This window comes from Pseudoalteromonas sp. US3C1004 (assembly GCF_048401065.1).
GTDB classification, from domain to species: Bacteria; Pseudomonadota; Gammaproteobacteria; order Enterobacterales; family Alteromonadaceae; genus Pseudoalteromonas; species Pseudoalteromonas undina.
Genome location: NZ_CP183074.1, coordinates 407,239 through 426,384, shown reverse-complemented (window position 1 = coordinate 426,384; position 19,146 = coordinate 407,239). Strand labels below are relative to the sequence as shown.

Below are 19,146 nucleotides of genomic sequence, written 5' to 3'. Positions count from 1 at the left end.
TAGAGGATTTATTATGAAAAAATTTACTTTAGTAGCTTATTTAAGCATTGTTAGTGTGTTTTCATCGCCGGTATTTGCTGACGAACAAAGCGATTTACTCGCTATTCAACAGCAGTGGGCGGTCGCTAATTATGAGCTTAAAGATGATGCACAAATCAAAGCCTTTACTCAACTAAGTGAGCAAAGTGCTCAATTTATTGAAAGCTACCCTGATTCAGCAAATAGCTATACGTGGAACGGCATTGTACTGGCCAGTTTTGCTGGCGCAAAGGGCGGATTAGGGGCGCTGGGCTATGCTAAAGATGCAAAAGCGTCATTAGAGCAAGCCCTTAAAATAGACGACAGTGCTTTAGGTGGCTCAGCGTATGCCAGCCTAGCAACCTTATACAGTAAAGTACCGGGGTGGCCTATTGGTTTTGGTGATGATGACACCGCCGACAAGTTTTTTAAGCAAGCGCTCGCTTTTAACAAAAAAGGCATTGATACTAACTACTTGTATGGTGAGTTTTTATATGACGAACGTGAATATCAGCAAGCTAAAGCCCATTTGTTAGTTGCGCAAGCAGCAGGTATTCGTGATACTCGTGCTAAAGCTGATAAATATCGTCAACAAGCAATTAGCTCTTTATTAGCTAAAGTAGATAAAAAACTAAAGAGATAACAAAATAAACAATGCATTTATTATTAGTTGAAGATGATCATCTTGTGGCGCAAGGGCTTTGCCGCTCATTGCGCCAAGAAGGCTACAGTGTAGAGCATAGCGCAACGGTTAAGCATGCATTGCAATGCTTAGGCAGTGGTGAAATAGAGTTGGTTATACTTGACCTAGGTTTACCCGATGGTGATGGTTCACAAATTCTAAAGCACATAAAAGCGCAAAAAAAAGTGATTCCGGTGGTTATACTAACTGCACGAAGTAGCATAGATGACAAGGTGCAAGGGCTTGATATGGGCGCTGATGATTATTTAGCTAAGCCATTTGAACCAGCCGAATTATTTGCTCGTTTGCGCGTAGCGAGCCGACGAGTAAATCAAGCTCAGTCGAGTTTATTACAGTGTGGTGAAGTGACTATGGACACGTCAGCGCATAGTGTCACACTCAGCAATGAGCTGCTTTCTCTGCCACGAAAAGAATACATGCTGCTAAAGGCACTATTGGAAAACCAAGGTCGCGTGCAATCTAAACAGCAGTTAGAGAACAAGCTGTACCAGTGGGGTGAAGAGGTTGGCTCTAACACCATTGAAGTGCATATTCATCACCTACGAAAAAAATTCCCCAGCGATTTTATTAAAACTCTCCGCGGTATTGGTTATGTCGTGGGAAAGAGATAGTTCACGTGATTAAAACGCCCCTAGATTGCACAAACTTGAATTTACAAAGGTAACCATACTCTATGTCAATTCGTAAGCGTTTAACTCTTATTTTACTATCAATGATGGTGTTAACGTGCTTTTTAGCTTTAGTCAAAGGCTATCAAAAAAGTATGAGCCATGGTGAGCAACTACTTGATAGTGAGCTAAAAGTAGTCGCTGGAGTGTTGATGCAACAGCCTTTATCTATAAACGCCATGGCGCCAAAAATGCAAGAAAGCGCCCAGTTACTGTATCAAATTTGGCAAGCTGGTGAGCTCCTTAGTGGCTCTGACGAATTAAATCTTGATTTGAGCCAGTATCAAGCGGGTTTTCAAACGCTTAATATTGCAGGGCAGCGAATGCGGGTATTCGTTTTTGTTACTTCTTTACGCACCGTGATTGTTGCCGAGCCGATTGCTAAGCGATTTGAACTTGCCGAGGCGGTGATTTTATCAGCCATGTTGCCTATGCTTTGGGCGGTTCCTTTGCTTGCGCTATTTATTAGCTTTTTTGTTAAATATGCACTGGCACCATTAACCCGTTTATCAAAACAGTTAGCTCTGCGTCAAGCAAATGATTTCACTGCGATCAATTGGCAGGTGACTGATGAAGAGATAAAACCGGTGATCAGCCGCTTAAACGATTTATTTAAACGCGTAGAAACCGCCTATTTACGAGAGCGTTTTTTTGCCTCTGATGCGGCACATGAATTACGTACTCCCCTGAGCAGTTTAAAAATTAATGTGCATAATTTGGCTGCACAACAAGGCGATAACCAAGAATTACAAGCCATGACTCAAGGTATTAATCGACTGTCCAATATAGTAGAGCAAATGCTAATACTAGGGCGTACTCAGCCAGAGCAGTGGCAAAAACAGTTTAAGGAGCAATCATTATTAGCGATCACGCAAGAAGTAGTTAGCCAGTTGTATGAAAAAATAGAGGCTAAAAACCACACTATTAGTCTTGAGGGAGATGACTTTATCATTAACGGTGATGAATTTACCTTGGTGACGTTGATTTCAAACCTACTTAGCAATGCCATAAAGTACGCACCAGCTAATGGACAAATAAAAATAACTCTAAAGCAGATGCACAAGCAGCGTATTTGGCAAATAGAAGACAGTGGCCCAGGTATGACGGACGATCAAAAACAACGGATATTTAATCGCTTCTATCGTGTTGGCGGTGACCAACACCCTTCGGGTGAACAAGGTGCGGGTTTAGGCATGGCAATAGTGCAGCATATTATTGCTATTTATCGCGCTGAAATTCACTTAACGGATAGTGATTTGGGTGGCTTAAAAGTACAGGTAGTTTTTGCAGGAGCTAAATGTGATTAAACGACTTATTAGGCCTTACTTATATTGTTGTGTATTTTTATCATTTAACGCCGCCAGTAAAGACTATCTTATTGTGCTTAAAGATCATTTGTTTTACCCCGCAGAAATCGTCGTACCGGCCAATAAAAAGGTACGCTTGTTAATCGAAAATCAAGATAGTACGCCTGAAGAGTTCGACAGTTTCGATCTCAATCGAGAGAAAGTACTTTACCCTAAGCGCAAAAGCGTTATTTATATCGGGCCGTTAATCCCTGGGCGCTATGAATTTTTTGGCGAGTTTTCGCCCAATACGGCGCGTGGTGCTGTCATAGTAACTGAAAAGGAGCGCTCTAATGCTAATAACTAGCCTAGTGATGAGTCTAAACCAGTTACTGCCGGTGGCCATTTTACTTATTTTACTGCAAGTTGTAGCCAAGCAAAGTTTAATGAAATTGCTGGGAGGGCTTATTTTAGGGATCGGGCTTTCATTTTTGTTTGTAAAAAGTGCGCCGTTAATTAGCCCCTTGTTTGACTATCAGGGTTTAGAATATGCCCAAATTGGTTTGTGTATTTTAATTTTTATTAGTGCACTGTACTACGCCATTAAACAAGCAACAGCTGCTTTTATGATTGCGATTATCAGCGTAATGACACTTTATTTAAGTCACTACATTATTTACCTGATTGGCTTTTGGCAAAACAACGAAGCGGCTCAAAGTTTATTTATTGGCACTTTTTTAGGCTTGGGAATATGTAGCAGCTTTAGCGTGTTGTTGTATTTTTTATTGAGTGCAATCAAACAGCGCTTTGGACTTACCCCTTTATTGGTATTGTTAGCATTAAATAGTGCGGCAAAACTAGTTGTGGCGCTTGATTTGGCGAGCCAAATTGATTTGATAGCAACAACGGTAACCGTATGGGATTTACGTGCCATTTTAACCGAAAACTCAGAGTTTGGACGAGTATTGCGCGCTCTGATTGGTTATGAGGCTACGCCTAATTTAACCAGTGTTTTAAGCTATGCGTTGAGCAGCGTGTTATTTTTATCTGTTTGTTATTTTATTCCTAAATCAATCACTAAGGAAAAATCATGAAAGCAATAAACCTATTTGCAGCCACTGTATTAATTGGTTTTTGTTTATTAATACCTAAGCTGGCTTATGCTGATGGCATAGTAGTAGATAAAGTTTATCACCCGTATGTGTTGCCGTTTGAGCGCGAGCTAGAATGGCGGCTTGTGTCGCATCAAACTGATAGTGGTAATATTTTAGCGCAGCGCGTTGGCTTAGGCGGCGCAATAAACGACACCATGGCATTGGAAGGCTACATCGTGGGTGAGCGCGATGATAACGGTGACTTTGGCTTGCAAGCGTATGAGTTAGAGCTTCGTTGGCAGTTAATAGAGCAGGGCAGGCTATGGGCTGATTGGGGCGCGTTATTTGAATTTGAAAAACAGCATGACGCCGACGCATACGAAGCAACCTCTGGTTTTGTAATTGAAAAAGAGTTTGGTCGTGCAAGCCTCACCATGAATGCTTTTTTAGTATACGAATGGGGGCAAGATATAGAAAACGAATGGGAAAGCGAGTTTAGAGCGCAATATCGCTACCGATACTTGTCTGCTTTTCAGCCCGCGGTTGAGGTTTATCTTGGTGAAGACTTTGTGGGTATTGGCCCAGGGTTTATAGGCTTGCACCGCTTTGATGGACAAAAACAATTAAAGTGGGAAGCCGGTTTTATTACTGAAATCAGCCAGTCAGAGAAGAATCATAGCTTTAGAATGGCGTTAGAATTTGAATTTTAAGCTGCTTAAACAAGTGCTTAACATGTAAAGTGGGTTGCGAGGGTTATTTTATTAATTAAATCGCGTAAAGGGTTGACTTGTCACAGTAACTCTATATAGTAGGCCGCAGCTAGAAAGAAAGCATGATAATTTATAAATCTCCATTTCGTTGTTGTATAAGTAATACTTGTAGTACCGTCCTGAAGTTTTTAAGTACCATCTCATTTTTTGCTACACCGCCCATTAGGGCACAATTTAATTTTTTATATCAGGAATAATACTATGTCTAACATCGTATCAGGTACAGTTAAGTGGTTCAACGAGTCTAAAGGTTTTGGTTTCATCGAGCAAGAAAACGGTCCAGACGTTTTCGCACATTTCTCAGCAATCAAAAGCGAAGGTTTCAAAACTTTAGCTGAAGGCCAACGTGTAGAGTTCACTCTTTCACAAGGTCAAAAAGGTCCTCAAGCTGATAACATCACAGCTCTATAATTTTACTTTTTAAGTAAAATGAAAAAAAGCGCTTAAGGCGCTTTTTTTGTGCCCAAAATTTAAGAACATCCCACTACCGCTTTAACACTCCAGTCATTTTTATTTCTATTTACGTCATCTGCTATTTTAACATTACAAACAGCGTTATAAATTAATAGTCTCTACGAGTTTTCTAGGTTAAAGTTATTACTTAAATCATAGGGGGTGTGTATCTATAAATTTATACTATTAGCTTTTGTGCTGTTATTTAGCCAAAAAATTCAGGCTGCTGAGCCTAAACTGGTTATTTATACCGAAAGTTTTCCTCCGTATAACTTTCAAGATAGCACTGGCCAATTGGTGGGTATCAATCATGACATAGTAAAAGATACCTGTGCCCGTGCAGCGCTAGAGTGCGAGTTTATAATGCTACCTTGGAAGCGTGCTTACCACTTAGTGCAAAGTAACCCGCAGTCAGCCATTTTTTCTTTGGCAAAAACGCAAGAGCGAGAACCTCTTTTTAAATGGGTTGGACCCTTGGTGTCAAATCAAACCTATTTTTATAAATTAAAAACCAGTGAACATATTGTCATGGACGATATCACCCAAGCTAAGAACTATTCGTTAGGCATAGTGCGAGGCGATATTTATGAAATGCTGGTGCGTCGACTTGGGTTTGTAGCTGATAAAAACTTATTGCTATTTAGTGAAGCAGACTCATTTATGCGTTTGTTTTTTAAAAAACGTATCGATTTAATTATTGGATCTGACTTTACCATAGGCCACCAAACTGAACCATTTGGCTACTCTAGAGATGATTTAGTAAAGCTTAAACAAATTCATGTAGATGAGCTAAAAGGCAATTATATTGGTTTTAATAAGGCTGCCTCACCCGTGGTGGTGGAACGTTTTAATCAAGCATTAAAGCAACTTAAAGCTGAATCTGAGTATAAACCTTACATTAACCGTTACGTTAAAAATTAAATTCATCGCTATCTGACATCATAGTTGAACGCATAGCATTTCACCGCTAGTTAGCCTCTGGGCCACTTTTTCTGATGACTTTAACACTTTGCCTGTGCTGAATTTATACCAATCCGCAATAATACTTAATCATTTTACGGGGGTAAACGTGTCGCTACCTGCGTTAAAAAATTCTCATTTACGACTGCATGGATGCAGAAGGTAGAGCAATGCAGGAGCAATTGCCGAGAACAACTAAATAGCCAATTTTCTGCCTTGCTATCAATGCGTTTTCCAGCCTCAAAATAGACTACTTAACTAAGCGAATTGGTATTAATCGTAGAGAGAACGTGAGAATTAACGAAGATATTAAAAGGGTTTAAAGTAGGGGGGCTAAAACGATAAAAGGGCCTTGCGGCCCTTGGTGAAGTATCGTTCAAGTCAGATAGTGCTTTAACCCCTTAAAGCGCTATCCTATTGTTTTGCAACAGATGGATCATCTCATTAAGTTTCTAAGCTAGCGAGAGGAAAAACCCAGCAATTGCTGCGCTCATAAGGTTAGCCATAGATCCTGCTAACACTGCTCTGAGCCCTAAGCGTGCGATATCCTTTCGCCGACTAGGCGCCATACCGCCTAATCCACCTAGTAAAATGGCTATCGATGATAAGTTAGCAAAGCCACACAATGCAAAAGTAACAATTGCTTGTGTATGCGCACTTAACGTATCGCGATAATTTATAAAGTCTAAGTAAGCAACAAACTCATTTACCACTAACTTTTGACCAATAAAGCTGCCGGCTATAATTGCCTCATTCCACGGTACTCCTAGTAACCATGCAACAGGGGCAAATAAGTAGCCTAAAATTTCTTGTAGCGTTAATGTAGGGTAATCAAACAACCCACCAATACCGCCTAATAAACCGTTTAATAAAGCAATTAACGCAACGAAAGCAAGTAGCATTGCACCTACGTTAAGTGCCAACTGCATACCGTTTGCTGCGCCTGATGCTGCTGCATCAATAACATTAACCGGTTTGTCATCGCCTAAATCTATCTCGGCTAAATCATCTTTAGGTGTTTCTGTCTCTGGCACTATCATTTTTGCCATTAAGAAACCACCTGGTGCCGCCATAAAGCTGGCTGCAATTAAATACTTAAGGTCAACACCAATAATTACATAACCGGCCATTACAGAGCCTGCTACGGTGGCTAAACCACCAACCATTACTGCAAACAATTCCGACTTGGTCATGGTTGCAATAAACGGTTTAACAATTAAAGGCGCTTCAGTTTGACCAACAAAAATATTTGCTGTGGCTGAAAGCGACTCGGTGCGTGAGGTTTTCAATAATTTTTGTAAACCGCCACCCAAAATTTTAATAATCCAATCCATAATGCCTAAGTGATATAACACAGCAACCAACGCTGAGAAAAACACAATAACGGGCAATACTTGAATTGCAAAAATAAACCCTAGCGTATCTTGCGAAGCTAATGGGCCAAATAAAAAGCTAATTCCATCGTTGGCATAACCAATAACCGATGAAACGGCGCGAGACATACTCGCTAATACATTTTTGCCTGCTTCAAAAAACAGTACAAATCCGCCGATAATCACTTGCATTAAAAATGCGATACCCACGGTTCTTAGTTTTATTGCTTTGCGATTAGTTGAGGCTGCAAAGGCAATGCCTAGTAGCACCATCATGCCTACTAAGCTCATAAATGTTGTCATACAAACGTTTCCCGTTGTTATTCTTGTAAAATGTACTTTATTTTACTTTTTATAATATCAATCGCAACGCGATTCATACCGCCTCGAGTCACAACTAAATCAGCGTTATGCTTTGAAGGCTCAATAAATTGATAAAACATCGGTCTAACAGTTGCTTGATATTGCTCAACAACAGATTGTAATGTTCTGCCTCTTTGTTCCATGTCGCGTTGCATTCGGCGCATTAAACAAATATCTAGCGGTGTATCTATAAACACCTTGATATCAAATTCTTTATTAAGCGCTTTATCGCTCAGTAATAAAATACCTTCTACAATGAGTATTTTAGCCGAAGCCACACGGCGTGTTTTATCGCTGCGTGTATGTTGGGCATAATCATAAGTTGGTACTTCAACAGAGTGGCCATTACGAAGTTGTGTTAAATGCTCAAGCATTAGTTCGTGTTCAAATGCATCAGGATGGTCGTAATTCGTTTGCGTACGATGTGCCATCGGCAAATGCGATTGATCCTTGTAATAAGCATCTTCTTCAATAATGGCGATAGCGCCTGGTTCAAGCTCATTTACCAATTCATTATAAATTGTTTGGCTAAATAGAGATTTGCCGGACGCCGATGCGCCTGCAATAGCTATAATAGTTCGTGTCACTAAAGTTCTCACCCACACAGAAGGATATATTGTTGGTAGATCACAATAGCAAAAAAGACACGATTAATCTCTTTTGCTTCGCTTAAGAGTGCAAATTTATAATGTTTAGGTTTTATGAAACAGGACTTATGTCCTGTACGGAAAAATCGAAGAGCAGATAAAGTAACCACCTAGAACAGATGTGAGGTCACAATGGCAAGAGCAATTATCTTAATGGCGGATAGTTTAGGAATTGGCGCAGCACCCGATGCAGATAAATTCGGTGATGTAGGTGCTAATACATTCGCACATTTACTCAAGGCATATTATGACGAAACTGGCAGTAAGCTTTCGCTTCCTAACCTTTCAAAACTGGGGTTAGTAGATGCGTGTGAAGCCGCTGGTAAAGAACCCTGTTTAATTGCTGACCGAAATGAGCCACAAGGTGCATGGGGTTATGCAAAAGAGCTTTCAAGCGGTAAAGACACGCCATCGGGTCATTGGGAAATGGCTGGCGTGCCAGTGTTATTTGATTGGGGGTATTTCCCAAAAACACAACCGAGTTTCCCACAAGAATTTGTAGACGAGTTTATTGCTCGTACAGGTATTCCGGGCATTTTAGGCAATTGCCATGCATCGGGAACCACTATTTTAGAGCAGCTAGGTGAAGAGCACGTAAAAACAGGTAAACCAATCTGTTACACCTCAGCTGACAGTGTGTTTCAAATAGCCGCGCATGAAGAATCATTCGGCCTAGAGAAGCTTTATCAAGTTTGCGAAATCGCACGGGCGCTGCTTGATGAAATGAATATAGGACGAGTGATTGCGCGGCCATTTTTGGGTTCAAATAGTCAAGACTTTGCCAGAACCGGTAATCGTCGTGATTATTCAGTATTACCGCCTTCGCCAACATTGCTTGATGTACTTGCAAAAGACGGTGGCGAAGTAATCAGTATTGGTAAAATTTCAGATATTTATGCGCACCAAGGCATTACCCAAAAGCATAAAGCGCCAGGGTTAATGAACTTGCTAGAAAAAACCAGTGAAGTGATGGCCACTGCGCAGGATCACAGTTTAATTTTTACCAATTTAGTTGATTTTGATGAAAAGTTTGGCCATCGCAGAAATCCTGTTGGCTATGCTAAAGCGCTAAAAGAGTTTGATGATTACTTACCAACTATTTTAGATCAGCTAAAGCCTGATGATTTATTAATGATCACCGCCGATCATGGCTGTGACCCGACCTTTCCAGGGTCAGAGCACACTCGTGAGTATGTTCCAGTTATTGCTTATCAGCCAGGAATGAACAACACGCCACTGGGTGAACGCAATAGCTTTGCTGATATCGGTCAAACACTTGCGCAATGGTTTAACTTAAAAGCGTTAGAATATGGTGATGGCTTTATTGATAAGCTGAACACAGTTAAATAACTTAAAAATACGCTACTATATTTTTAAAGTAATAGGGCTTTTAGCCAAACAAAAGGAAAACAATCAATGAGTACTCCGCATATCAGTGCAAACGTAGGTGATTTTGCCGAAACAGTATTAATGCCAGGCGATCCGCTACGCGCACAATATATTGCTGAAAACTTTTTAGATGATGCAGTGCAAGTAACTGGCGTACGTAACATGTACGGCTTTACTGGAACTTACAAAGGTAAGCCAGTGAGCATTATGGGTTCTGGCATGGGCATTCCTTCAATGTCAATTTATGCTCGTGAGCTTATTGTTAGTTTTGGCGTTAAAAATATTATCCGTATTGGTACCTGTGGTGGTATTGGCAGCGATATTAAAATTCGCGACGTAATCTTTGCACAAGGTGCAAGCACTGATTCTAACGTGAACCGTGCCCGTGTTCGTGGTACTGACTTTGCAGCGATTGCTAACTTTGATTTACTTTTAAACGGCGTTAATGCGGCTAAAGATTTAGGCATTGATGCAAAAGTAGGTAACGTATTTACTACCGATACTTTCTATCAAGCTGATGACACTTTCTACAAAGACCTAGACAAACTAGGTGTACTTGCGGTTGATATGGAAACAGCTGGCCTATACGGTGTAGCAGCAGAGTATGGCGCAAAAGCAATGGCATTATTTACCGTAAGCGATCACGTGATCACCGGCGAAGCAACACCTGCCGATGAGCGTCAAACCACGTTCAACGAAATGGTAAAAATTGCATTAGAGTCTATCTAATCTTAAACAGTTCCTTGGTAACGTATTCACTAAGTTTTGGAGACACGCCCAAAGTGAAGTGAGACTAAACCCCCAAAGCCGCATTTTATGCGGCTTTTTTTATGCCTGAATTTAGTTGCGGGGTGCGGGATGCGAGCCAAGGGCTTCGAGCTACGAGCTTTATGTTCCTAGGTTTTAGCACTAGCTCGATACTCGATACTCGAAACCCGAAGCCCGAAGCCCGTTGTTTTCCCATTTATTTCCCTGTCAGTATTTATAACTTAATGCTAATGTTTAAGTTATAAAATTTGCCTTTTAAACGAACAATTTTAAAGTTTTAGCTGATAGCTGAAAAACGTCTTAAACTCTGGAGTAACTATGTCTAATTGGATTGATGCGACAGTAAAGTCAGTCAAATGGTGGAATGAATCGTTATTTAGCATAACCGTTCACGCCGATGTAGAGCCGTTTAAAGCAGGGCAATTTACAAAGCTCTCTATTATGGACGGTGATAAACGTATCGCTCGCGCCTACTCTTATGTTAATGCACCACAAAGTCCTGATTTAGAGTTTTACCTCATCAATGTGGTTGATGGTTTACTATCTTCTCATTTAGCCACACTCAAACCAGGTGACACCGTATTAATAGAGCGCCGAGCAACTGGCTTTTTTACTCTAGATGAAGTGCCTGCGAGTGAGCAATTGTGGATGCTTAGTACAGGCACAGCTATTGGGCCATTTTTATCAATGTTACAGCAGAGCGAAGTATGGCAAAAATACAAACACATAAATTTAGTGCATGGTGTACGGCAAAATAGCGATTTAAGCTATCAGGAGCTTATTAACAAACTAATAAAATCACATCCTAGTCAACTCAACTATATTCCGGTTGTTAGCCGTGAGGTGCCTTTACAAGGCTTAGCAGGCAGAATTACCACTGTGATTGAAAATAATGCTTTATATGAGCACGTGGGGTTATGGGCTACACCAAATAATGCCCAATTTATGCTGTGTGGTAATCCGCAAATGGTTAAAGACACCACAGAGTTATTATTGGCTCAAAATTATAAGCGTAATCGTCGAAAAGAGCCGGGACATATCACGGTTGAGCAGTATTGGTAGCTAGCTATAACGTTATAATAACTATCTCAGAGGCCTAAAATTTGCTATGTTGCGCTTTAATTGTATTTAGTCTTCGTACTTAGGAAATCCATGAAATCTTTATTTATTATTTGTGCCTGTTTATTGGCCGCTTTCACGTTAAATAGTCATGCTATAGAGCAATCAACACCGCTGGACGAGACTAAACAAACACAGCAAAAAAATGCAGCGCAACAACAAGACGCGCTTGATACATTAAGCCAAGAGGCTAATACACCAAAAAAGCCGGTTGTTGATAAAGTAAAAGCAGATGACTCTCAAGTACTTGGCAGCGAATCTACAAAGCCCGTTCAGCAGCCTAATAGTAAAGCGGATAAAGCCCAGGCTGTTGCGCAAGCTGAGCAAGCAGTCACACAAGCAAAAGAAGCACTCACAGCAAAGCAACAAGCCAAAGCAAAACAGTCGCGTGAGTCACTTGCTGTTGTTGAGCAATTAGTAAATGCTTACAACGCGCGTAACATTGAAGAATTTATTCGCATGTATGATGAAGATGTTGAGTTTTATATTTTCCCGAATGAGCTATTATTTAAAGGTAAAGAAAAACTAATAGCGCGTTATGGCATTATGTTTAAAAAACTTAAGTGTCTGCACTCATCACCAATCAAGCGTATTGTGCATGGTGATATTGTAATAGACCATGAACTGTCAGAAACCTGTTCAACGGATGCGAACGTTATAGATAAACGTTCAGAGCTTATATCAAGTTATCAGATCAAAGATGGTAAAGTGGTTAGGGTTTTATTTTTTAGGTAATTATTAATTATGCAGCTAAGTGACGAGAAAAAAATTCGTGTAATGTATCGAGTAGAGCCAGGCTGTTTAGGCCCTGATGGCGTAGACCACATTGAAGACTTTTGTCGCTTTGCGAACAAGCACATTAAATCGCCTTATTATGCGCAGTTATTATTTTTACCTCGATACGACAAGCAAAAAGATGAGCGCCAATACAGCGTTAAAAACCGCAATTTATCTCAGGTGCAGGCTAAAGCGTACTTAAATCATTTTGAAATTGACATAGAAGACTTTGAAGAGCAGCTAGACGAGCTGCTCTCTAAATCAATAGACTTATACTTCAAACGCTAGGGTCAGCAGACCCTAAGCTTCGTTTGAAACAATAGCATTAAAGCTATCGTTATCATGTAGGCTGGCAAAAGCACTTTCGTGAAGTAGCTCGTTTCGTAAGTTAGGCGAGTACTCAAGCGACATTTTTATATCAGCTAGGGCATCTGCATGTTCATGTGTTAAAGCATACGCACAGGCTCTTTGCCAATAGGCGTAACCATAATCACTGTCTATATCAATGGCTTGATTGCAAAGCTCAATGGCTTGCTCAGTTTCATTTAGCTCTAATAATGCATCCGCTTTGTAGGCAATTGCTTCTACATCTTCTGGTTTACGTTTTAAAATCTCATCGAATATTTCAATTTTATTGGCAATATCACTTTCTAGGTTGGCTCGCATCCATAACGAATGAACTTCGTTGGTGATCGATATACGTTCTTGGTTACTGAGTATTTCTTCAGAACGTACACGCAGTTTTTCTTCTAAAATTTTCAAGCGGTCTTCGTACTCGTCAGTAATAACACTAACTCGAGTATTTACTATATCTTCTACTTTATTTTTTACATCACGTAGTGAATTCCAGCCCACCAATACTAAAATAGAAGCAGTGGCAGTAATAATAAAAAATACATTATTAATGGTATCTGTGGTGTAGGTAAGCGCCCGATCGGCGGTGTCTAACTGTGCATGCGTAACTTGTTTGGTTACGTCTTCACGCAGTTTTTGTTGATCTTGGCGAACCGACTTTAATTCGTCGAGAATATAACGCTCAAGTAATGGCTTATACATTGGCTCTTTTAGCTGCGCTAATTCACGTTGCTGTTGCTCATCCAAGGTCGCGGTGTTTTTATCAGCAGCTTGCACTGCAGATGAAGCACCTATAAAAACAATAAATAGTAAAAAATAAAAACGCATTGATATGCCTAGTTAAAAAATTAATTAATCGCTTTGTTAACTCTAACATGCGCACATCATTGGTACTAGGGTGAGTATAGGGAAGCTGGCATTAACTTGGGTGGCAGTAATTATAGGCAAAAAAAACCAGCCCAAGGTGGGCTGGAAAAAACTACATCAACATCTCAGGGAACAATAGGAGATAAGGCCTAGTGTATATGTGCCTACCTGAATTTTTACTTAACTAAATTCAAATAGTTAAAAATAGGGAAGAAATAAAGGTGCATAAATAGTTTATACACCTTTTATAACTATAATTTCATGGCGAAGGGGGGTATTCCACTGTGCACCTAAGATAACCTAAGTCACTTTCAAACCCTTCAGCATACATTACGTGGCTATTTTTAATAACGATCATCTATTTTATAAAAAGTTTTAATATTAAGCACACAACTGGCAGCACCATCATATTTATAAATGATTGTAATCGTTTTAAAGCATCGTCTTGCTCTAGCGTATCAAAGCCGCTACACGTATATTGAATAAGCAGAGACCGTACACGTCATTAATATAATGGCAAAAAAATAACAGCGCTCCCAATTGGTGAATGCCAAAAGCAGTAAGCATGGGCGTTTTTATTTATATTTAAAAAGGAGCTCAATATGGATAATCATAAAGCGGGTAAATGCCCAGTTATGCATGGCAGTAATACCACAACTGAAAACACCAATACAGATTGGTGGCCAAATTCACTGAATTTAGACATCCTTCATCAGCACGATAGTAAAACGACCCCCTACGATAGCGACTTTAATTACGCCGACGCTTTTAATTCACTCGACTTAGAGGCACTTAAAACCGACCTAAAAAATTTAATGACTCAAAGCCAACCGTGGTGGCCAGCCGATTGGGGGCACTATGGTGGTCTGATGATCCGTATGGCGTGGCATGCTGCGGGCTCGTATCGTTTAGCGGATGGCCGAGGCGGTGGCGGTACGGGTAATCAACGTTTTGCTCCACTTAACTCATGGCCTGATAATGCCAACCTCGACAAAGCTCGCCGTTTGCTGTGGCCAATTAAAAAGAAATACGGCAATAAGCTTTCATGGGCTGATCTGATTATTTTAGCCGGTAATATGGCGTATGAATCAATGGGACTTAAAACCTTTGGCTTTGCTGGCGGCCGTGAAGATATTTGGCATCCAGAAAAAGACGTTTACTGGGGTGCAGAAAAAGAATGGCTGGCCCCAAGTGATGAGCGATATACCCAGGTTGATAAACCCGATACCATGGAAAACCCATTAGCAGCAGTACAAATGGGCTTAATTTATGTAAACCCAGAAGGGGTTAATGGCAAGCCCGATCCGCTTAAAACCGCAGATCAAGTCCGCGAAACCTTCGCCCGCATGGCCATGAACGACGAAGAAACCGCAGCACTCACCGTTGGTGGCCACACTGTAGGTAAAACTCACGGTAATGGTAAAGAAGAAAACTTAGGCCCAGAGCCAGAAGCTGCCGACGTGCACGAGCAAGGCCTTGGTTGGAATAACCATAAAACGCGTGGCATTGGCCGCGATACCATGACCTCAGGTATTGAGGGCGCATGGACAACTTACCCAACGAAATGGGATAACGGCTATTGTAAATTGTTACTCAATTACGAATGGGAGCTAACAAAAAGCCCTGCCGGTGCTCATCAGTGGGAGCCGGTTAATATTAAAGAAGAAGATAAACCCGTTGATGTGGAAGACCCATCAATTCGTTTAAACCCAATAATGACCGATGCCGACATGGCAATGAAGCTCGACCCCGCATATCGTAAAATTATTGAGCGTTTTAATGACGATTTTGAGTACTTTACTGACGTATTTGCTCGCGCATGGTTTAAGTTAACTCACCGTGATTTAGGGCCAAAATCGCGCTATTTAGGTGCCGATGTACCAAGCGAAGATTTAATCTGGCAAGATCCAATTCCACCGGTTGATTACACCCTAAGCGACGCTGAAATAACCGATTTAAAAGCGAAGCTACTTAATTGTGGACTAAGTGAAACCGACTTAATTAATACCGCATGGGACAGTGCACGTACTTACAGAGGCTCCGATCATCGTGGTGGTGCTAATGGCGCCCGTATTCGCCTAGCTCCGCAAAATAACTGGCAAGGTAACGAACCTGCGCGTTTAGCCAAGGTACTTAGCGCACTTGAAACACTGCAAGCGAGCTTAACTAAGCCTGTTAGTATGGCTGATTTAATTGTACTTGGCGGCACCGCTGCAGTAGAGCAAGCCGCTAAAAAGGCAGGGGTTGATGTAACCGTACCATTTGCCCCAGGGCGTGGCGATGCAACTGATGATATGACCGACGCAGAGTCATTCGAGCCATTAGAGCCAATTCATGATGGCTTTAGAAACTGGTTGAAAAAAGACTACGCTGTACCCGCCGAGGAGCTATTACTGGAGCGCAGCCAATTAATGGGCTTAACCGCGCCAGAAATGAGCGTGTTACTAGCTGGTATGCGTGTACTGGGCACTAACTATGGCAATAGTGAGCATGGCGTATTTACAGAAAACGTAGGCGTACTGAGTAACGACTTCTTTGTTAATTTAACCGACATGAACAACCGCTGGGAACCTGCAAGTAAAGGCGAGTACAACATAGTTGATCGTGCAAGCGGTAAAACCAAGTACACGGCTACGCGGGTTGATTTAGTGTTTGGTTCAAACTCAATTTTACGTGCATTAGCAGAGTTTTATGCTCAAGACGATAACAAAACCCGTTTTGTACACGACTTTATAAGTGCATGGGTAAAAGTAATGAACGCCGATAGGTTTGATATTAAATAAACCTGAGTAGTATTTAAAAAGGAGCAGCAATGCTCCTTTTTTTATTATTTAAAGGCTAAAGGCTAAAGGCTAAAGGCTAAAGGCTAAAGGCTAAAGGTGAAAGGCTAAAGGTGAAAGGTGAAAGGCTACGAGCGACGAGCTTGTGCTAAACCCTAAACCCTAAACCCTAAACCCTAAACCCCCATACACAAAAAAACGGCGCTTAAACAAGCACCGCTTTTAAAATGGTTTAGGCTATTTCTTTAACCTTTAACCTTTAACCTAGCTCTTAAGCTACTTTATTTTCTTCGCAGCTTGCTAGGTATTCGTCAAACGTACCTTGGAAGTCAATCACTTGCTTGTCTTTAATATCAACAATACGCGTTGCTAGTGACGATACAAACTCACGGTCATGGCTTACAAAAATAAGTGTGCCTTTAAAGTCTTTTAGGGCATTGTTAAGCGCTTCAATGGCTTCCATATCCATGTGGTTTGTTGGTTCATCCATTATTAGTACGTTAACGTCTTGCATCATTAACTTACCGAATAACAAACGGTTTTTCTCACCACCTGAACAGTTACGCGCTTTTTTATTTGAATCGTCTGCGGTAAATAATAAACGCCCTAACATGCCACGAACCATTAAATCGTTGTGTTTAGCTGTGCGCCACTGCGACATCCAATCAAATAAAGTTAAGTCGTTATCAAAGTCTTTGCTGCTGTCTTGTGGGCAGTAACCAAAGGTCGCGTTTTCTGACCATTTAACTTCACCGTGTAAACTTTCAAGCTCGTTAACTAAACAACGTAAAAAGGTGGTTTTACCCACACCGTTTTCGCCAATTACCGCAAGCTTTGCACCCGCTTCTAGCAATAAGTCGCCGCCGGTAAATAACGTTTCACCGTCAAACCCATGGCCAAGCTTGGTTAGCTCAAGCGCTTGGCGATACATTTTTTTGCCTTCGTCAAAGCTCAGTGACGGGCTCATACGGCTTGATGCTTTAACTTCATCAAGCTTAATTTTATCCATTTTTTTAGCACGCGAGCTGGCTTGTTTTGCTTTAGAGGCATTAGCACCAAAACGGTTAACAAAGTCTTGCAGCTCGTCTATTTCAGCGCTTTTTTTCGCGTTTTCAGCTAATAACTGTTCGCGTTGTAAGCCTGAGGCTTCAAGGTACTTTTCGTAGTTACCTGGGTAAATACGCAGCTCGCCGTAATCAATATCGGCCATGTGTGTACATACCGAGTTTAAAAAGTGACGGTCATGGGAAATAATAATCATGGTACATTTACGTTGGTTAAGCTCATTCGCAAGCCACGTAATAGTATGAATATCCAAGTTATTAGTTGGCTCATCAAGTAGCAAAATGTCAGGATTAGCAAATAGCGCCTGTGCTAAAAGCACACGCAATTTCCAACCAGGGGCTACGTTTGCCATTAAACCATAATGAAATTCTTTATCGATACCCGCATCAAGTAGTATTTCTTCTGCGCGGCTTTCTGCGGTGTAACCGTCCATTTCAGCAAATACACTTTCAAGCTCGGCTACTTTCATGCCGTCTTCTTCGCTCATTTCAGGCAACGAATAAATACGGTCGCGCTCTTGTTTTACTTTCCAAAGCTCAACGTCGCCCATAATTACCGCATCAACTACGCTGTATTGTTCAAACGCAAACTGATCTTGGCTTAGGTTACCTAATTTTAGCCCCGGCGTAATAGACACATTACCTGCACTAGGCGTAAGCGCACCGCTTAAAATTTTCATAAATGTCGACTTGCCGCAGCCGTTAGCGCCAATTAAACCGTAACGGTTACCGTTACCAAATTTAGCTGAAATGTTTTCAAACAACGGCTCTGCGCCAAACTGCATCGTAATATTTGCGGTGGAGATCAAAAAAAGTAATCCTAGAAAATTAATGGCAGGGTTAAGCTGCAGCAAGGTGCCGCATAAATAAACAAGCGATAGAGTAAATAATAGGCCGCGAATTATACAGATCCACGCCCAAAGATGAAAGGTAAAAGAATAAAGCTTAAAAGCTATAACAGCTGATAAATAGCGTGTATGTTGCTTTTATTTTGTTTAATTAACTCATTTATAGCTTGTAACTCGGCTTGGTTAATAGACTTTTTACTCAACATTAAATGAATAGAACTCTTATTAATAGCCGCCATACTAGTAACAAGCTCAACGCTTGGATGTTGGTTTATAAAATATTGTGCAGCTACTTCGTCTTCTATTGCGTAATCAACCCTGTTTTTACTAAGCATAGCAAAGCGTTTGTCGGCTGTGGGCATCATAATAACGTGAGCAGGATGATTTTGTTTAAACTGCGCAAATGCAGCGCCATAATAACTACCGCGACCAATAGCGAGCGTTAAATCTCTATAAAAAATATCGCTTAGGTTATTTATATCAGGAGAGTCGCTATATTTATAAAGGCGCATTATTTCATCGCGATAAGTATCGCTAAAATAGGCATAACTTTGTCTATCAGAGGTTATGCTGGCTGCAAAAACAATATCAATACGGCCTTCTTTTAACTCTTCAAAAGCACGAGCAGAGGTAGGCAGCAACATAAACTTTAAACAAAAAGGTGAGCCGTTAAAAATCGTATTTACCACATCAATTTCAACGCCTGTTAAATTGTTATTAACTGCCACCACATAAGGCGGCCAGTTGCGTTCATTGGTACCCACTTTAAGTGTTTTGGCACAGGCAAATACCTTAAAACTACCAATTATTAGTAATACAACAAAAGCGAGTCTTAGCATTTTATT

19 protein-coding genes are annotated in these 19,146 nt (G+C 40.9%); 14 read left to right on the top strand and 5 right to left on the bottom strand.

From position 1 onward, the window contains the following. The first annotated feature begins 13 nt into the window (after positions 1 to 13). From ACNSN3_RS17265 to ACNSN3_RS17230, 8 genes are all read left to right on the top strand, one after another. Positions 14 to 661: a hypothetical protein gene (locus tag ACNSN3_RS17265; RefSeq protein ID WP_138740677.1), complete on the top strand. Its 648-nt coding sequence runs from the start codon at positions 14 to 16 to the stop codon at positions 659 to 661. Between the two features lie 11 nt (positions 662 to 672). Further along, complete coding sequence (locus ACNSN3_RS17260; RefSeq protein ID WP_055011598.1) at positions 673 to 1,332, top strand: response regulator transcription factor; 660 nt, start codon at positions 673 to 675, stop codon at positions 1,330 to 1,332. Positions 1,333 to 1,394: 62 nt separating this feature from the next. Then, entirely contained in the window at positions 1,395 to 2,696 is a 1,302-nt protein-coding gene (locus ACNSN3_RS17255) for an ATP-binding protein (protein WP_075170098.1), read from the top strand. Further along, a complete protein-coding gene (locus tag ACNSN3_RS17250) occupies positions 2,689 to 3,042 on the top strand; it encodes a cupredoxin domain-containing protein (RefSeq protein ID WP_010388691.1) in 354 nt (117 codons plus the stop codon). The genes ACNSN3_RS17255 and ACNSN3_RS17250 overlap by 8 nt, the downstream gene beginning before the upstream one ends. Continuing rightward, positions 3,029 to 3,769 (top strand): iron transporter, encoded by a 741-nt coding sequence (locus ACNSN3_RS17245; RefSeq protein ID WP_418609117.1) that lies wholly within the window; start codon positions 3,029 to 3,031, stop codon positions 3,767 to 3,769. Before ACNSN3_RS17250 ends, ACNSN3_RS17245 begins: the two co-directional genes overlap by 14 nt. Further along, positions 3,766 to 4,479 (top strand): hypothetical protein, encoded by a 714-nt coding sequence (locus tag ACNSN3_RS17240; RefSeq protein WP_010388689.1) that lies wholly within the window; start codon positions 3,766 to 3,768, stop codon positions 4,477 to 4,479. Before ACNSN3_RS17245 ends, ACNSN3_RS17240 begins: the two co-directional genes overlap by 4 nt. 261 nt (positions 4,480 to 4,740) lie before the next feature. After that, a complete protein-coding gene (locus ACNSN3_RS17235; RefSeq protein WP_008467029.1) occupies positions 4,741 to 4,950 on the top strand; it encodes a cold-shock protein in 210 nt (69 codons plus the stop codon). Between the two features lie 237 nt (positions 4,951 to 5,187). Continuing rightward, entirely contained in the window at positions 5,188 to 5,913 is a 726-nt protein-coding gene (locus tag ACNSN3_RS17230; protein ID WP_418609115.1) for a substrate-binding periplasmic protein, read from the top strand. A 491-nt stretch (positions 5,914 to 6,404) separates the two neighbouring features. Here ACNSN3_RS17230 and ACNSN3_RS17225 read toward each other — a convergent pair whose 3' ends face one another. Both ACNSN3_RS17225 and udk read right to left on the bottom strand, forming a co-directional pair. Beyond that, positions 6,405 to 7,628 (bottom strand): NupC/NupG family nucleoside CNT transporter, encoded by a 1,224-nt coding sequence (locus tag ACNSN3_RS17225; RefSeq protein ID WP_008110735.1) that lies wholly within the window; start codon positions 7,626 to 7,628, stop codon positions 6,405 to 6,407. Between the two features lie 17 nt (positions 7,629 to 7,645). Further along, positions 7,646 to 8,275, bottom strand: coding sequence for a uridine kinase (udk, locus tag ACNSN3_RS17220; RefSeq protein ID WP_008110733.1), 630 nt, complete (start codon positions 8,273 to 8,275; stop codon positions 7,646 to 7,648). A 192-nt stretch (positions 8,276 to 8,467) separates the two neighbouring features. On the opposite strand from udk, the gene ACNSN3_RS17215 reads away from it, so the two are divergent. The 5 genes from ACNSN3_RS17215 (at position 8,468) to ACNSN3_RS17195 (ending at position 12,676) form a co-directional block, all read left to right on the top strand. Further along, positions 8,468 to 9,685: a phosphopentomutase gene (locus ACNSN3_RS17215; protein WP_008467026.1), complete on the top strand. Its 1,218-nt coding sequence runs from the start codon at positions 8,468 to 8,470 to the stop codon at positions 9,683 to 9,685. A gap of 66 nt (positions 9,686 to 9,751) precedes the next feature. After that, positions 9,752 to 10,453: a purine-nucleoside phosphorylase gene (gene deoD, locus ACNSN3_RS17210; protein ID WP_008110728.1), complete on the top strand. Its 702-nt coding sequence runs from the start codon at positions 9,752 to 9,754 to the stop codon at positions 10,451 to 10,453. A gap of 357 nt (positions 10,454 to 10,810) precedes the next feature. Next, entirely contained in the window at positions 10,811 to 11,554 is a 744-nt protein-coding gene (locus ACNSN3_RS17205) for a ferredoxin--NADP reductase (protein ID WP_054201474.1), read from the top strand. Positions 11,555 to 11,644: 90 nt separating this feature from the next. After that, complete coding sequence (locus ACNSN3_RS17200) at positions 11,645 to 12,346, top strand: nuclear transport factor 2 family protein (protein ID WP_054201473.1); 702 nt, start codon at positions 11,645 to 11,647, stop codon at positions 12,344 to 12,346. A gap of 9 nt (positions 12,347 to 12,355) precedes the next feature. Beyond that, the gene (locus ACNSN3_RS17195) at positions 12,356 to 12,676 is read left to right on the top strand and encodes a hypothetical protein (RefSeq protein ID WP_008112665.1); all 321 of its coding nucleotides are present in this window, start codon (positions 12,356 to 12,358) and stop codon (positions 12,674 to 12,676) included. A 12-nt stretch (positions 12,677 to 12,688) separates the two neighbouring features. On the opposite strand, the gene ACNSN3_RS17190 is transcribed toward ACNSN3_RS17195, so the two are convergent. After that, positions 12,689 to 13,570 carry a tetratricopeptide repeat protein gene (locus ACNSN3_RS17190; RefSeq protein ID WP_008112666.1) on the bottom strand — a complete coding sequence of 294 codons (882 nt, stop codon included), beginning with the start codon at positions 13,568 to 13,570 and terminating at the stop codon, positions 12,689 to 12,691. A 641-nt stretch (positions 13,571 to 14,211) separates the two neighbouring features. Between ACNSN3_RS17190 and katG the strand changes: the two genes are divergently transcribed. Next, a complete protein-coding gene (katG, locus tag ACNSN3_RS17185) occupies positions 14,212 to 16,392 on the top strand; it encodes a catalase/peroxidase HPI (protein ID WP_418609113.1) in 2,181 nt (726 codons plus the stop codon). Positions 16,393 to 16,660: 268 nt separating this feature from the next. Here the strand turns inward: katG and ACNSN3_RS17180 are convergent, their stop codons facing one another. Beyond that, complete coding sequence (locus ACNSN3_RS17180) at positions 16,661 to 18,262, bottom strand: ABC-F family ATPase (protein WP_010389550.1); 1,602 nt, start codon at positions 18,260 to 18,262, stop codon at positions 16,661 to 16,663. 143 nt (positions 18,263 to 18,405) lie between these two features. Continuing rightward, positions 18,406 to 19,140: a substrate-binding periplasmic protein gene (locus tag ACNSN3_RS17175; protein ID WP_418609112.1), complete on the bottom strand. Its 735-nt coding sequence runs from the start codon at positions 19,138 to 19,140 to the stop codon at positions 18,406 to 18,408. Positions 19,141 to 19,146 lie beyond the last annotated feature (6 nt).

Coding starts and splice junctions, on each gene's coding strand:
- ACNSN3_RS17205 (WP_054201474.1), top strand. CDS start 10,811: ATGTCTAATTGGATTGATGCGACAGTAAAGTCAGTCAAATGGTGGAAT.
- ACNSN3_RS17200 (WP_054201473.1), top strand. CDS start 11,645: ATGAAATCTTTATTTATTATTTGTGCCTGTTTATTGGCCGCTTTCACG.
- ACNSN3_RS17265 (WP_138740677.1), top strand. CDS start 14: ATGAAAAAATTTACTTTAGTAGCTTATTTAAGCATTGTTAGTGTGTTT.
- katG (WP_418609113.1), top strand. CDS start 14,212: ATGGATAATCATAAAGCGGGTAAATGCCCAGTTATGCATGGCAGTAAT.
- ACNSN3_RS17255 (WP_075170098.1), top strand. CDS start 1,395: ATGTCAATTCGTAAGCGTTTAACTCTTATTTTACTATCAATGATGGTG.
- ACNSN3_RS17190 (WP_008112666.1), bottom strand. CDS start 13,570: ATGCGTTTTTATTTTTTACTATTTATTGTTTTTATAGGTGCTTCATCT.
- ACNSN3_RS17240 (WP_010388689.1), top strand. CDS start 3,766: ATGAAAGCAATAAACCTATTTGCAGCCACTGTATTAATTGGTTTTTGT.
- ACNSN3_RS17245 (WP_418609117.1), top strand. CDS start 3,029: ATGCTAATAACTAGCCTAGTGATGAGTCTAAACCAGTTACTGCCGGTG.
- deoD (WP_008110728.1), top strand. CDS start 9,752: ATGAGTACTCCGCATATCAGTGCAAACGTAGGTGATTTTGCCGAAACA.
- ACNSN3_RS17260 (WP_055011598.1), top strand. CDS start 673: ATGCATTTATTATTAGTTGAAGATGATCATCTTGTGGCGCAAGGGCTT.
- ACNSN3_RS17175 (WP_418609112.1), bottom strand. CDS start 19,140: ATGCTAAGACTCGCTTTTGTTGTATTACTAATAATTGGTAGTTTTAAG.
- ACNSN3_RS17195 (WP_008112665.1), top strand. CDS start 12,356: ATGCAGCTAAGTGACGAGAAAAAAATTCGTGTAATGTATCGAGTAGAG.
- ACNSN3_RS17215 (WP_008467026.1), top strand. CDS start 8,468: ATGGCAAGAGCAATTATCTTAATGGCGGATAGTTTAGGAATTGGCGCA.
- ACNSN3_RS17235 (WP_008467029.1), top strand. CDS start 4,741: ATGTCTAACATCGTATCAGGTACAGTTAAGTGGTTCAACGAGTCTAAA.
- ACNSN3_RS17225 (WP_008110735.1), bottom strand. CDS start 7,628: ATGACAACATTTATGAGCTTAGTAGGCATGATGGTGCTACTAGGCATT.